Origin of the sequence: Curtobacterium sp. NPDC090217 (assembly GCF_044746705.1) — a bacterium.
In the GTDB taxonomy this organism is placed as follows: Bacteria; Actinomycetota; Actinomycetes; order Actinomycetales; family Microbacteriaceae; genus Curtobacterium.
The window spans coordinates 608503-620378 of sequence record NZ_JBIVCR010000002.1; the positions used below are offsets into that span (position 1 = coordinate 608503).

The 11876-nt window shown below is 70.0% G+C and carries 14 protein-coding genes; 7 read left to right on the forward strand and 7 right to left on the reverse strand.

The features are described from left to right. Positions 1 to 747, forward strand: coding sequence for a 3'-5' exonuclease (locus ACIPJ2_RS10605; protein WP_402728787.1), 747 nt, complete (start codon positions 1 to 3; stop codon positions 745 to 747). A gap of 172 nt (positions 748 to 919) precedes the next feature. Here the strand turns inward: ACIPJ2_RS10605 and ACIPJ2_RS10610 are convergent, their stop codons facing one another. The 5 genes from ACIPJ2_RS10610 to glgA all read right to left on the reverse strand — a co-directional run bounded on the left by ACIPJ2_RS10610 (position 920) and on the right by glgA (position 4379). Beyond that, positions 920 to 1168, reverse strand: a complete 249-nt coding sequence (locus ACIPJ2_RS10610; RefSeq protein ID WP_071300737.1) for a type B 50S ribosomal protein L31 — start codon at positions 1166 to 1168, stop codon at positions 920 to 922. A 111-nt stretch (positions 1169 to 1279) separates the two neighbouring features. Continuing rightward, entirely contained in the window at positions 1280 to 2062 is a 783-nt protein-coding gene (locus ACIPJ2_RS10615; RefSeq protein ID WP_281264628.1) for an ABC transporter ATP-binding protein, read from the reverse strand. A gap of 50 nt (positions 2063 to 2112) precedes the next feature. Continuing rightward, positions 2113 to 2601 carry an SRPBCC domain-containing protein gene (locus ACIPJ2_RS10620; RefSeq protein ID WP_402728788.1) on the reverse strand — a complete coding sequence of 163 codons (489 nt, stop codon included), beginning with the start codon at positions 2599 to 2601 and terminating at the stop codon, positions 2113 to 2115. Positions 2602 to 2633: 32 nt separating this feature from the next. Then, complete coding sequence (locus ACIPJ2_RS10625; RefSeq protein WP_281264630.1) at positions 2634 to 2999, reverse strand: helix-turn-helix domain-containing protein; 366 nt, start codon at positions 2997 to 2999, stop codon at positions 2634 to 2636. A 183-nt stretch (positions 3000 to 3182) separates the two neighbouring features. Beyond that, positions 3183 to 4379, reverse strand: coding sequence for a glycogen synthase (gene glgA / locus ACIPJ2_RS10630; RefSeq protein WP_402728789.1), 1197 nt, complete (start codon positions 4377 to 4379; stop codon positions 3183 to 3185). A 47-nt stretch (positions 4380 to 4426) separates the two neighbouring features. On the opposite strand from glgA, the gene ACIPJ2_RS10635 reads away from it, so the two are divergent. Beyond that, positions 4427 to 5668 (forward strand): glucose-1-phosphate adenylyltransferase, encoded by a 1242-nt coding sequence (locus ACIPJ2_RS10635; RefSeq protein ID WP_402728790.1) that lies wholly within the window; start codon positions 4427 to 4429, stop codon positions 5666 to 5668. A 104-nt stretch (positions 5669 to 5772) separates the two neighbouring features. After that, the gene (serB, locus tag ACIPJ2_RS10640) at positions 5773 to 6411 is read left to right on the forward strand and encodes a phosphoserine phosphatase SerB (RefSeq protein ID WP_402728791.1); all 639 of its coding nucleotides are present in this window, start codon (positions 5773 to 5775) and stop codon (positions 6409 to 6411) included. A gap of 30 nt (positions 6412 to 6441) precedes the next feature. Here serB and fabG read toward each other — a convergent pair whose 3' ends face one another. Next, the gene (fabG, locus tag ACIPJ2_RS10645) at positions 6442 to 7155 is read right to left on the reverse strand and encodes a 3-oxoacyl-ACP reductase FabG (protein ID WP_402728792.1); all 714 of its coding nucleotides are present in this window, start codon (positions 7153 to 7155) and stop codon (positions 6442 to 6444) included. Positions 7156 to 7311: 156 nt separating this feature from the next. On the opposite strand from fabG, the gene ACIPJ2_RS10650 reads away from it, so the two are divergent. The 3 genes from ACIPJ2_RS10650 to ACIPJ2_RS10660 are packed head-to-tail and all read left to right on the forward strand — an operon-like array spanning position 7312 to position 9043. Continuing rightward, the gene (locus ACIPJ2_RS10650) at positions 7312 to 7758 is read left to right on the forward strand and encodes a DUF3099 domain-containing protein (RefSeq protein WP_281264635.1); all 447 of its coding nucleotides are present in this window, start codon (positions 7312 to 7314) and stop codon (positions 7756 to 7758) included. Next, complete coding sequence (locus ACIPJ2_RS10655; protein WP_402728793.1) at positions 7758 to 8072, forward strand: hypothetical protein; 315 nt, start codon at positions 7758 to 7760, stop codon at positions 8070 to 8072. Before ACIPJ2_RS10650 ends, ACIPJ2_RS10655 begins: the two co-directional genes overlap by 1 nt. Further along, the gene (locus ACIPJ2_RS10660; protein ID WP_402728794.1) at positions 8069 to 9043 is read left to right on the forward strand and encodes an SURF1 family protein; all 975 of its coding nucleotides are present in this window, start codon (positions 8069 to 8071) and stop codon (positions 9041 to 9043) included. Before ACIPJ2_RS10655 ends, ACIPJ2_RS10660 begins: the two co-directional genes overlap by 4 nt. 188 nt (positions 9044 to 9231) lie before the next feature. On the opposite strand, the gene ACIPJ2_RS10665 is transcribed toward ACIPJ2_RS10660, so the two are convergent. After that, on the reverse strand, positions 9232 to 10830 hold the full coding sequence (locus ACIPJ2_RS10665; RefSeq protein ID WP_402728795.1) for an ABC-F family ATP-binding cassette domain-containing protein: 1599 nt from the start codon (positions 10828 to 10830) through the stop codon (positions 9232 to 9234). A gap of 115 nt (positions 10831 to 10945) precedes the next feature. Between ACIPJ2_RS10665 and ACIPJ2_RS10670 the strand changes: the two genes are divergently transcribed. Then, positions 10946 to 11545: a biotin transporter BioY gene (locus tag ACIPJ2_RS10670; RefSeq protein ID WP_402728796.1), complete on the forward strand. Its 600-nt coding sequence runs from the start codon at positions 10946 to 10948 to the stop codon at positions 11543 to 11545. The last annotated feature ends 331 nt before the right edge of the window (positions 11546 to 11876 follow it).

Below are 11876 nucleotides of genomic sequence, written 5' to 3' on the forward strand. Positions count from 1 at the left end.
GTGACGTACTCCGAAGCCGAGGTCGATGCTCCGACCCACTCCCCGGACCTCTCGACACGTCCGTGGTGGCATGCCCTCGGCGTGTTCGACCTCGAGACCACCGGCATCGACGTCGAGACCTCCCGGATCGTCACGGCGCACGTCGGGCTGATCGACATGACCGGGCGCAGCATCGTCGAGGGCTCCTGGCTCGCCGACCCCGGGGTGGAGATCCCCGAGCAGGCGTCGGCCGTGCACGGCATCAGCACCGAGCGTGCCCGGGCCGAGGGGCGTCCAGCGGGTGAGGTCGTCGCCGAGATCGTCGCCGCCATCGAAGCCGTGTTCGCGCGCGGCATCCCGCTCGTGATCTACAACGCCCCGTACGACCTGACACTGCTCGACCGTGAAGCCAAGCGCCACGGCATCGCCTCCCCCGTGATCGGCAACGTCGTCGACCCGCTCGTGATCGACAAGGCGCTCGACACCTACCGCAAGGGCAAGCGCACGCTCGAAGCCGCCGCCGAGCTGTACGGCGTCACCCTCTCCGACGCGCACGACGCCGGCGCGGACGCGATCGCTGCCGGCCGTGTCGCGCAGGCCATCGCGACGAAGTACCCGGACGACCTCACCGTCTCCGCCGAAGAGCTCCACCGCAAGCAGGTCGGCTGGTGCGCCGAGCAGGCCGCGTCGTTCCAGGACTACATGCGGAAGAAGCGCGACCCGTCCTTCACCGCCGACGGCCGCTGGCCCCACCGCACCGCCGACTGACGCCTGACCTGCCGCAGGCCCTTACCCCGATCGCGCCCGGCTGTGAACATCGCGCCCCCTCACGACGGGGCGCGATGTTCATGCGCGGGCGCCACGAGCGCGTGTGCCCTGGGTAACGCGGAACGGGCGGCTCTCCCGAAGGAGAACCGCCCGTTGCGAGCGCGCGAGCGTCTTACTTGCTGAAGCCCTTGAAGCGCTGGTTGAACTTCTCGACGCGACCGGCCGAGTCGAGGATGCGCTGCTTGCCCGTGTAGAACGGGTGCGACGCGGACGAGATCTCGACGTCGATGACCGGGTAGGTGGCACCGTCGAGCTCGATGGTCTTGTCGCTGTTCGCGGTCGAACGCGTCAGGAACGTCTCACCGGAAGCCAGGTCACGGAAGACGATGGCGCGGTACTCGGGGTGGATGTCGGTCTTCATGGAGATTCCTCGGATAGCAGTGTGTGTTGAGATGCGCAGAACCGCGCGGGAAGTCGTTGGCCTACGCCAGCCGTCTACGTTACCAGACAGCAGGGCCGATGTGGAGCAGGGCTAGGCTGCGCGCGCCGAGAACCGGCCGGAGTCCTTCGACACGGTGAGCCCGATGCCGAACGCCTCGGTCAGGGTGGCGTCGGTCAGGACCTCGTCGATCGGCCCCGCCGCCTGGACGTGCCCGTCGGCCAGGATCAGCGCGTGGGTGAAGCCCTCGGGGATCTCCTCGACATGGTGCGTCACGATGACGATCGCCGGCGAGTCGCCGCTCTTCGCGTACCCGCCGAGCGTGCGCACGAGACTTTCGCGCGCGCCGAGGTCGAGCGACGCGGCCGGCTCGTCGAGGAACAGGATCTCGGGGTCGGTCATGACCGCACGGGCGATCTGGACGCGCTTCTGCTCGCCGTCGCTCAGCTCGCCGAAGGTGCGGTCGGTGAACGCGCCGAGGCCCCACTCGTCGAGCACGCGCTGCGCACGGCGGACGTCGAGCTCCTCGTACTCCTCGTTCCAGCGACCCGTGACCGAGTAGGCAGCGGTGAGTACGACGTCGATGACCTTCTCGGTGACCGGGATGCGACGCGCGAGGGCCGTCGAGGCGAACCCGATCCGGGGCCGCAGGTCGAAGAGGTCGGCACCGCCCAGTTCGGTCCCGAGCACCTCGACCTCGCCAGAGGTCGGGAAGCTCTGGGCACCCGCGACCTGCAGCAGCGTGGTCTTACCGGCGCCGTTCGCACCGAGCACGACCCACCGCTCGTCGTCCTGCACCTCCCACGAGACACCGTCGAGGATGGTGGCCCCGTTCCGGACCACGGACACGTCAGACAAGCGCACAACCGAGGGCATGTGATCACCCTACGGCAGCCGACCAACCGAAACGGGGCACACGCCGAGCGTCACTCCGCCAGGATCGACTCGATCTGTCCGAGCGCCTCCAGCATGCCCTCACGCATGCCCATCTCGAGCAACTGCTCGAGCTGCTCCGCCGTGGCGAAGTGCGCCGTGTTCGTCATCTTGGTGCGACCACCGAGGTCCTCGAGCGTGACCTCCATGGTCGTGATCGGCATCGACGTGTCCGGCTGCCCCGACTCGTCTGCGAACCCGTCCTCGAGCGTGATGGCGTGCGGTTCGTCCACGGCGACGATCGTCCAGTAGCCGGCCGCCTTCGTGCCGTCCGGGCCGGTCATGAAGTAGTCGCTGCGTGACCCGGGCTCCAGCGAGTGCCGGACGAACGTGGCCGGCCACGACGGCGGTCCCCACCACCGTTCGAGTTGCCTGGGGTCCGCCCAGATCTGCCAGACGCGCTCGACCGGCGCGTCGAACTCGGCGGTGAAGGTCATGGTCAGGGCGTCGACGTCGTGCGTCGCGTCGATGGTGGTGCTCATCTTCCGGTCCCCCTCGGGGTCGGTTGGCTCCGTCACGGAGCGGTGTGCGGCCGATCGGCGGGGCCCTCGTCGGTGAGGAGCTCCGTGATCCGGTCGACCCGGTGCCGCCAGAGGTCCTCGTAGGACCGCAGCAGACGATCGGCGCGTCGGACGCCGCCGATCTCGCTCGTGACGATCTGCTCGCGACCTCGCCGCTCCTTGCGGACGAGTTCGGCACGTTCGAGCACCGCGACGTGCTTCTGCACGGCCGCGAAGCTCATCGCGTACCCGGATGCGAGCGAGGACACCGATTGCTCACGCACAATGACGCGCCGGACGATGTCCCGGCGCGTCGCGTCCGCGAGGGCCGCGAACACGCGGTCCACCGCCTCGGCGTCCATCTCATCACGTACAACCATCAGGTTGTACGTTACGCCCGCCGAGCACCGCGCGCAACGGGTTGGGCCCACGCGAGCCGGTTCCGGCACGACGTGGAGCGAAGCGGAACGGCGTGACGGCCGAGCTCGTGGGGAGAGGCTCGAGGTGACGTCCGTCAGGAACGTCACCCCGAGCCTCCAGTCCGGTTCAGGGCCGTGGTGCGGTCAGCGCGCCGCCAGGACCTGGTCGTACACGGCGCGCGTGCGCGTCGCGATCGCAGCCCAGGTGAACTCGGTCTCGACGCGGAGCCGACCCGCGCGACCCATCAGCTTCGCGAGCCCGATGTCGGACAGGACCTCGTTGAGGGCGGCCGCGAGGTCGGCGACGTACTTGTCGGGGTCGGTCGGCGTGCCGGTGCCGTCGGTGGCCTGGTCGATCGGCACGATGCGGCCGGTCAGCCCGTCGGCGACGACCTCGGGGATGCCACCGGTGCCGGTGCCGACGACGGGGATCCCGCACGCCATGGCCTCGAGGTTCACGATGCCGAGTGGTTCGTAGATCGACGGGCACACGAAGACGGTGCCGGAGGACAGGACCTTGACGATCTCCTCGTGCGCGAGCATCCGGTCGATCCAGACGACGCCGTCGCGGTGTTCCCGGAGGTCCTCGACGAGTCCGGTGACCTCGGCCATGATCTCCGGGGTGTCCGGGGCGCCGGCACAGAGGACGATCTGGACCTCCGGCGGCAGCGACGCCACTGCGCGCAGCAGGTACGGCAGGCCCTTCTGGCGGGTGATGCGTCCCACGAAGACCACGCTCGGGCGCTCGGGGTCGATGCCGAGGGCATGCACCGCGTCGTGGTCGACGTCCGGCTTCCACTCGTCGACGTCGATGCCGTTGTAGACGACGTGGACCTTCGCCGGGTCGATCGACGGGTACGAGCGCAGGATGTCCGCACGCATCGCCTTCGACACCGCGACCACCGCGTCCGCCTGCTCGAACGACTCGCGCTCCATCCAGCTGGACAGCCGGTAGCCGCCGCCGAGCTGTTCGGCCTTCCACGGCCGGAGCGGCTCGAGGCTGTGCGCCGTGACGACGTGCGGGATGCCGTGGGTGAGCTGCGCCAGGCGTCCGGCGGCGTTCGCGTACCAGGTGTGCGAGTGCACGAGGTCGGCACCCTCGACGTCCGCCGCCATCTGGACGTCGGTACCGAGGGCCTGGAGCGCGCCGTTCGCGTTCTCGAGCCCCGCTGGTGTCCGGTAGGCCCAGACGCCCTCTTCGTCGCGGAACGCGCCGAAGGCACGCACGCGCACGTCGGTGTCCGTTCCCGACCGCAACGCTGCGGTGAGCTCGGCCACGTGGACGCCAGCACCGCCGTAGACCTCCGGCGGATACTCCCTGGTCAGCAGATCGACTCGCACTGGTTCAACGTAACCGGTTCCCAGTGCTGACGCCTACTGTGAACGGCATGGCACCAAAGAAGGTCTTCGGCATCGTCCTCGCGGGAGGTGAGGGCAAGCGGCTCATGCCGCTGACGGCCGACCGGGCGAAGCCCGCTGTCCCGTTCGGCGGGAACTTCCGTCTCATCGACTTCGCGCTCTCGAACCTGGTGAACTCCGGGTTGCAGAAGATCGTCGTCCTGACGCAGTACAAGTCCCACAGTCTCGACCGCCACGTCGCGAAGACCTGGCGCATGGAGGGCCTGCTCGGGTCGTACGTCGCGTCGGTCCCGGCGCAGCAGCGTCTCGGCAAGCGGTGGTTCGCCGGATCGGCCGACGCGATCCTGCAGTCGCTCAACCTGCTCCGTGACGAGCGCCCCGACATCGTCGTCGTCGTCGGCGCCGACCACGTGTACCGGATGGACTTCCACCAGATGGTCGAGGCGCACATCGCCTCCGGCCGCAGCGCCACGGTCGCCGCGATCCGCCAGCCGATCGGCCTCGCCGACCAGTTCGGCGTGATCCAGGTGGCCGAGGACGACCCGACGAAGATCGATGCCTTCCTCGAGAAGCCGAAGGACGCCGTCGGCCTCGCGGACTCCCCTCACGAGATCCTCGCCTCGATGGGCAACTACGTCTTCGACGCCGACGCGCTCGTCGACGCCGTGCTGCGCGACGGCCAGCTCGAGTCGTCGGCGCACGACATGGGCGGCGACATCGTGCCGGACTTCGTCGCGCGCGGCGACGCCGGCGTCTACGACCTGAAGGGCAACGAGGTCCCCGGCTCGAACGACCGCGACAAGTACTACTGGCGCGACGTGGGGACGATCGACTCGTTCTTCGACGCACACATGGACCTCATCGCGCCCGTGCCGGTGTTCAACCTGTACAACCAGGACTGGCCGATCTTCAACCAGCAGACCAACCTGCCGCCGGCGAAGTTCGTGCGGGACGCGAACGGGAACACCGGGTCGACGGTCGACTCGATCGTGTCGCTCGGGTGCCTGCTCTCCGGAGCCCAGGTCGAGCGCAGCGTCATCGGTCCGTGGTGCGGGATCGACTCCGGGTCGAAGGTGCTCGACTCGATCGTCTTCGAGCGGGCGTCGATCGGCGCCGGGTCGATCGTGAACCGCTCGATCCTGGACAAGGACGTCGTCCTCGCACCAGGTGCGCAGGTCGGCGTCGACCGGGAGGCCGACCTGGCCAGGGGCTTCACCGTCACCGATTCCGGGATCACCGTGGTGGGCAAGGGCGTCCGCGTCGAGGCATGACGGCACCCGACTCCGGACTCCGCCCATGCGTGGGCAAGGGCGTCCGCGTCGAGGCGTAGCCCCGTCCGACGTCACAGGAGGCGCGGCACCGCTACCGTTGTGGCGTGCCGCGCTTCCTCGTCGTCCTCGATGCCGATTCCACCCTGCTCGAGGAGGAGGTCATCGAGCTGCTGGCCGACGCCGCCGGGACCCGGCCACAGGTCGCCGCGATCACGGAGCGCGCCATGCGGGGGGACATCGACTTCGGGGACAGCCTCCGGGAGCGTGTCGCGACCCTTGCGGGCCTCCCGTCCACCGTCTTCACCGAAGCCCAGCGCGCCGTCCACGTGACACGGGGCGCGGACGAGCTCGTCCGCGGCGTGCACGCCGCAGGCGGCACCGTCGGCGTCGTCTCTGGCGGCTTCCACGAGGTCCTCGACCCGTTCGCCGCCGCGCTCGGCCTCGACCACTGCCAGGCGAACCGGCTCGAGGTCGTCGACGGCCGGCTCACCGGGCGGGTGCTCGGCGACGTCGTGGACGCGCACGCGAAGGCCGCCGCGCTCCGGACATGGGCCGGGGCGGACGGTGTGCCCCTCGCACGGACCGTGGCGATCGGCGACGGCGCGAACGACCTCGAGATGATGCGGGTCGCGGCGCTGTCCGTGGCGTTCGACGCCAAGCCGCGTGTCCGGGAGTCGGCGGACGTCGCGGTCGTCGACCGGGACCTCTCCCCCGTGCTCGCCGCCCTCGGCCTGCGCGGCTGAGCGCTGCCCGCGCCGGCGCCCGCGTCCGCGCTAGTGGCCCATCCCCAGGCCACCGTCGACCGGGATGACCGCGCCGGAGATGTACCCGGCGCCGTCACCGGCGAGGAAGAGCGTCGCGTCCGCGACGTCGTCGACGCTGCCGTAGCGCGCCGCCGGGATCTGCTTCTTGAACTCGGCCTGCAGTTCCTCCGGCAGCGCTGCCGTCATGTCCGTCTGGATGAACCCGGGCGCGACGACGTTCGCGGTGATGCCACGCGACCCGAGCTCGCGCGTGATCGATCGGGCCATGCCGACGAGGGCCGCCTTGGACGACGCGTAGTTGACCTGGCCGACCTGCCCGTAAACCCCGACGACGCTGCCCATCAGCACGATCCGGCCGAACTTGGCGCGCATCATGCCCTTCGTGGCCCGCTTCACGACCCGGAACGTCCCGGTCAGGTTCGTGTCGATGACGCTGGTGAAGTCCTCTTCGGACATGCGGAGCAGGAGCTGGTCGTTCGTGATGCCGGCGTTCGCGACGAGCACCTCGACCGGTCCGAGCTCCGCCTCGACCTGCGTGAAGGCGGCGTCGACCGACGCGGTGTCGGTGATGTCGGCCTGCACCGTGAGCGCACCCTCTGGTCCGCCGAGGCCGCTCCGGGACGTGACGGCGACCCGGTGTCCTTCCGCCACGAACCGCTCCGCGAGGGCGAAGCCGATGCTGCGGTTGCCGCCGGTGATGAGGACGGTACGGGGGGTGGTCATGGAGGCTCCGTTCGGTGGCGATCTCGTGCGGTGCGGACCGGGTCTCCCGGCCGACACGCCCGCACGAGCCTACCCGGGCCCACATCGCGCGCGTGATGTGTCCATGTGTCGGTGCGCGGGCTTAGGCTTGTCGGAGGGAAGACGGAGACCGAACGCATGAAGACGACGCGACGCATCACGCGACGCACGACGCAGGCCATCACGGCACTGCCGGAGACACCGCAGCGCGACCGGAAACACCGTCTGTCGCGCTACATCTGGCAGATGGCCGTGCGCGTGATCCTCTTCGTCGGCGCGGTCCTCGTCTACACCGTCTGGCACAGCCCGTGGCTCGCGCTCATCCCGATCGTCCTCGCGGCGGTGATCCCCTGGGTCGCCGTGGTCATCGCGAATGCCGGCAGCCACACCGAATCCGACTACGTCGCTCCGGCTGGCGCGCTCGTCCGTGCCGCTGACATCGACCCGCGCCTCCGCGAACAGCAGGAAGACGCGCGGGCACAGGCCTACCGAGACGAGCAGGACCGCCTGCGCGAAGGTGCCCAGCACGCGCAAGAAGAATGGCAGCGCAACGGCGACCGCTCCCGCGTGTGGGGCCACCGCTGATGGGCGCCACGTTCGACCTCTTCACCGAGCCGGGTTCGACCCCGGTGTGCTCCCGCGCCGGCTGCTCGACCGCCGCCAGCTGGCGGGTGAACTGGCGGAACCCGCGCATCCACGCCATCGACCGCGTGAAGATCTGGGCGGCCTGCGACGAGCACCGTGACTTCCTCGCCGGGTACCTCCGCTCCCGGACGTTCCCGGTCCGGGTCACCGGCATCGACGAAGACGTCGACCAGCTCGACGACGCCAAGCACGACGCGCACGACCAGCCGAAGAACGACGTCGGCGAACGGGCGCGCTCGGCGAACGAGCGATGACCGACGACTTCGACCCGGGTTCCCGGTACGGCCGCCGCCACGCCGAGAAGCTCCGTCGCGCTGCCGAGCGGGAACGCCGAGCGGCCGTCGACGCCGGCGTGGTGGAACGCGACCCCGACGAGCCCTTCGTCGGCTGGCGGTTCGTCGGGAGCCGCCGCTGGCTCGGGTACTTCGCCATCGCCGTCGCGTTCGCCATCGTCTGTGCGCTGTTCGGCATGTGGCAGTGGGACCGCCGGAACGAGGCCGTGCGCGAGAACCAGCAGATCGCGGCGAACTACGACCACTCCCCGGTGCCGGTCGACCAGGCACTCCCCCGGGCCTCGAGCTGGAACGACGACCAGACCTGGCTCCGGGTCGAGGTCACCGGGCGCTACGACACCGACGACCAGCTCCTCGTCCGGAACCGCGTGCACAACGGACAACCCGGCTTCGAGGTCCTCACGCCGCTCGTCACCGCGGACGGCCGCGCCTTCGTCGTCGATCGCGGGTGGGTCCCGACGGGCAACCGGCAGGACGCACCCGACAACATCCCGGCCGCTCCGACCGGGCAGGTCACCGTCGTGGCCCGTCTGCAGCAGAGCGAGCCGCGCATCCCCGGGCGCACCGATCCGGCCCACACCGACCAGGTCCAGTCCGTGACGCTCGCCGACGTCGCGAAGAAGGTCGACGCCCCGATCTGGACGGGCGCCTACGGCCAGCTCGCATCGGAGACCCCGGCGCCGACCGAGGCCCGCCCGCTCGGGTGGGACCGGCCGAGCGCGGACACCGGCCTACACCTCAGCTACTTCATCCAGTGGTTCATGTTCGCCGCCGGCGGGTTCGGCTTCCTGGCGTACCTGATGGTGCAGGAGTACCGGAACCTCAACCAGGACGACCCGGAAGAGCGCGAGCGCGCCCTCGAGCGGCAGCGGCGCAAGGACGCGAAGCCCAAGTCGGACGCCGACATCGAGGACGAGCTCCTCTCACGCTGACCGCAGCGCGCTGACCGGCCCGAGTGGTCACGACACCCCGCCGGTCGTTCGCCGAGTGGTCACGGTCCGTCGGTCAGCGCGGCTCGCGTCGACGTTCCTTGCCCACTCGGCGGAGGTGAGCGGGATGTCGTGACCAGTCATGGGAACGAGCTGGATCGGGTCAGCCTCCCGCAGTTGCCTGCGCGGCACTACGCGAGCTCGATGAGCTCCGCGTAGTCCTTGTTCCAGTGGTCCTCGGTGCCGTCGGGCAGCAGGAGCACCCGTTCGGGGTTGAGCGCCTCGACCGCACCGGCGTCGTGCGACACGAGCACCACGGCGCCCTCGTAGCCCGCCAGCGCGCCGAGGATCTCCTCGCGTGACGCCGGGTCCAGGTTGTTCGTCGGCTCGTCGAGGAGCAGCACGTTCGCACCGGAGACCACGATCATCGCGAGCGACAGACGGGTCTTCTCGCCACCGGAGAGCACGCCGGCCTTCTTGTAGCCGTCGTCCCCCGTGAAGAGGAACGATCCGAGGACCCGACGGGCCTCGGTCTCGTTGAGCTCCGTCGACGCCGACACCATGTTCTCGATGACGGTGCGGTTCACGTCGATGTTCTCGTGCTCCTGCGCGTAGTAGCCGATACGCAGACCATGACCGGGCTGGATCTCGCCGGTGTCGGGCGCGTCGGCGCCGGCGAGGATACGGAGCAGGGTCGTCTTGCCGGCACCGTTGAAACCGAGGATGACGACGCGCGAGCCGCGGTCGATCGCCAGGTCGACACCGGCGAAGATCTCCAACGAGCCGTAGGACTTCGACAGCCCCTCGGCCATCAGCGGCGTCCGACCACATGCGACCGGCGTCGGGAACCGGAGCTTCGCGACCCGGTCGACGGCGCGCTCGTCCTCGAGGCCGGCGAGCAGCTTGTCGGCCCGCGCGACCATCTGGTGCGCCGCGGCCGCCTTCGACGCCTTGGCACCGAATCGAGCAGCCTGGTCCTTGAGCGTGGCCGCCTTCTTCTCGGCGTTCGCGCGTTCCTTGCGGCGACGTTCCTCGTCGGCGACGCGCTGCCGCTGGTACAGCTTCCAGCCCATGTTGTAGATGTCGATGGTCTGGCGGTTCGCATCGAGGTAGAACACCCGGTTGACGACCTCGTCGACGAGTTCGACGTCGTGGGAGACCACGATGACGCCGCCGGGGTAGGTCTTGAGGTGCTCACGGAGCCAGACGACGCTGTCGGCGTCGAGGTGGTTCGTCGGCTCGTCGAGGATCATGGTCTCGGCATCCGAGAACAGGATCCGGGCGAGCTCGATGCGACGACGCTGACCACCCGACAGCGTCTTCAGCTGCTGGTCGAGGATGCGGTCCGGGAGCTTGAGGTTCGACGCGATCGACGCCGCCTCGGCCTCGGCCGCGTAGCCGCCGAGCGCGTTGAACTGGTCGTCGAGGCGCGAGTAGCGGCGCATCGCCTTCTCGGCCACGGCCGGGTCGTCGCTGGCCATGTCGAGCGTGGCGAGTCGGATGCCCTCGACGAGTTCGCCGAGACCGCGAGCGTCGAGGATGCGCTTCCGCGCGGTGTCCTCCGGGTTGCCCGAACGCGGGTCCTGCGGCAGGTAGCCGATCTCGCCGGAGCGCTCGATCTTGCCGTCGGTCGGCGGGGTCTCCCCCGCCAGGGCCTTGGTCATCGTGGTCTTCCCGGCGCCGTTCCGGCCGACGAGACCGATCTTGTCGCCCTTCTCCACGCGGAAGGACACGTTCTCCATCAGGAGGCGGGCCCCGACTCGGATCTCGAGGTCGTGCACGGCAAGCACAGTGGAAGTCCAATCAGTTGGTGGTTTTGCACAACGACGTGCGCATGAGGTGCACCGCTACGCTGACGGGACCGATGGTCCTGAACAGGACCAGCAGTCCATTCTAGGAGAATCCATGACGAACGCCACCGGGTTCGCTCCCCGCGCAGTCCTCGCCGACCGTCTGCGGACGCACGGCCTCGCCACCGATGCCGCGCTCATCGCCGGCGGAACGCTCTTCACCGCGGCGATGGCCCAGGTCGAGGTCCCGATGTGGCCCGTCCCGATCACCGGGCAGACCCTCGCGGTCGTGCTCGTCGGTGCGACCCTCGGTGCCCGCCGCGGAGTGCTCTCGATGCTCGTCTACGCGATCGCCGGGCTCGCCGGCGCGCCGTTCTTCGCGGACATGCAGGGTGGGCTGCACGCGCTGACCCTGCCGAGCTTCGGGTACGTCATCGGGTTCATCCCCGCCGCCGGCGTCATCGGGTGGCTGGCACGCCGCAACTGGGACCGCCACGTGGGGCGCGCCACGGTGGCGTTCACGCTCGCGAGCGCGATCCCGTTCGTGACGGGGCTCCCCTACCTCGCCGTCGCGCTCGGTGCGCTCGGCCTGCCGAACGACCTGCAGTCCGTCCTCGCTGCCGGCCTGTACCCGTTCGTCGTGGGCGGCCTCGTGAAGGCACTCATCGCCGCGGGCATCATCCCCCTCGTGTGGAAGGCCGTCGGCCGCCGCTGACGCTGCTGCACCCGCGCGAAGGGCCCCAGACCGCTGGTCCGGGGCCCTTCGCGTTCGCGTGCGGGTGCGGGTGTGCCGGGACGCGTCTGCGGCGACCGGTCACGACACCCCGACAGCATCCGGCGACCGGTCACGAACCGTCGGCCGATGGCTACCCAGTCGACGGTTGGCGACCACCCGGCGCACGTGAGCGGTGTGTCGGGGGGGGGGGGGGCCCCCCCGGGGGGGGGGGGGGGGGGGGGGGGGCCCCCCCCCCCCCCCCGGGGGGGGGGGGGGGGGGGATAAAACCCCCGCCCCGGACGCCCACCCGCACCCACACACACCCAAATAG